Source organism: Blautia glucerasea, from assembly GCF_013304385.1.
GTDB classification, from domain to species: Bacteria; Bacillota; Clostridia; order Lachnospirales; family Lachnospiraceae; genus Blautia_A; species Blautia_A ammoniilytica.
In genome coordinates this window covers 1-1,764 of record NZ_JAAITU010000110.1, presented here as the reverse complement: position 1 = coordinate 1,764, position 1,764 = coordinate 1, and the positions used below count along the sequence as shown (strand labels likewise).

Annotated in this window: 1 rRNA gene; it reads left to right on the top strand. The window is 53.1% G+C overall.

The features are described from left to right. Positions 1-1,764: ribosomal RNA gene (locus tag G5B11_RS18570) — 23S ribosomal RNA — on the top strand; the annotation flags it as partial.

Sequence of the window (1,764 nt, the reverse complement as noted above, 5' to 3'; positions counted from 1 at the left end):
AGAGGGTGAAAGCCCCGTAAGTGAAAGGAAAGGCAGCATGGCAGGATCCAGAGTACCACGAGACACGAGAAACCTTGTGGGAAGTCGGGGGGACCACCCCCCAAGGCTAAATACCACTTAGTGACCGATAGCGCAGAGTACTGTGAAGGAAAGGTGAAAAGGACCCCGGGAGGGGAGTGAAAGAGAACCTGAAACCCTGTGTCTACAAGCTGTGGGAGTGCCATATGAGCACGACCGCGTACTTTTTGTAGAACGGTCCGGCGAGTTACGCTTACTGGCAAGGTTAAGTCCTTAAGGGACGGAGCCGTAGGGAAACCAAGTCTTAACAGGGCCAAAGTCAGTAGGAGTATACCCGAAACCGGGTGATCTACCCATGTCCAGGCTGAAGCTGCCGTAAGAGGCAGTGGAGGGCCGAACCCACATCCGTTGAAAAGGGTGGGGATGAGGTGTGGGTAGGGGAGAAATTCCAATCGAACCCGGAGATAGCTGGTTCTCCTCGAAATAGCTTTAGGGCTAGCCTCGGTATCGAGTCTTGCGGAGGTAGAGCACTGAATTTCCTAGGGGGCGTCAAAGCCTACCGAAGAATATCAAACTCCGAATGCCGCTAAGATATGACCGGGAGTCAGACTGCACGAGATAAGTTGGGCAGTCAAAAGGGAAAGAGCCCAGACCTTCAGTTAAGGTCCCAAAGTGTGCGTTAAGTGGAAAAGGATGTGGGATCTCCAAGACAACCAGGACGTTGGCTCAGAAGCAGCCATACATTCAAAGAGTGCGTAATAGCTCACTGGTCGAGAGGTCCTGCGCCGAAAATGTCCGGGGCTGAAACGCACCACCGAAACTAAGGAACCGAAAGGTTGGTAGAGGAGCATTGCATACGGGACGAAGCAGTACCGAAAGGAGCTGTGGACTGTATGGAAGAGAGAATGCCGGAATGAGTAGCGAGAACAAGGTGGGAATCCTTGTGGCCGAATATCCAAGGTTTCCAGGGTAAAGCTGATCTGCCCTGGGTGAGTCGGGGCCTAAGGCGAGGACGAGAGTCGTAGCCGATGGACAACAGGTGGAGATTCCTGTACTGCGGTATGACAGAACTGTGGGGACACGTAAGGAAAGCGGAAGCCGGGAATGGAAAGCCCGGTGCAAGCAGGGTACCAGTGCGGAAGGCAAATCCGCCGCACAATGGGAAGCTGTGAAGCGGAGCGAAATAAAGTAGCGAAGTCCGTGAGCCATGCGTCAAGAAAAGCCGCTATTGTTTGTACCGTACCCGTACCGTAAACCGACACAGGTGGATGAGGAGAGAATCCTAAGGCCGGCGGAAGAAGCATTGTCAAGGAACTCGGCAAAATGGCCCCGTAACTTAGGGATAAGGGGTGCCTGTGGAAACAGGCCGCAGAGAATAGGCTCAAGCAACTGTTTAGCAAAAACACAGGTCTATGCGAAACCGAAAGGTGAGGTATATGGGCTGACGCCTGCCCGGTGCTGGAAGGTTAAGAGGAGAGGTCAGAGCAATCGAAGCCTTGAATTTAAGCCCCAGTAAACGGCGGCCGTAACTATAACGGTCCTAAGGTAGCGAAATTCCTTGTCGGGTAAGTTCCGACCCGCACGAAAGGCGTAATGATTTGAGCGCTGTCTCGACAATGCATCCGGTGAAATTGAAGTACCAGTGAAGATGCTGGTTACCCGCGCCAGGACGGAAAGACCCCATGGAGCTTTACTCCAGTTTGGTACTGGGATCCGGTATTGCATGTACAGGATAGGTGGGAGGCT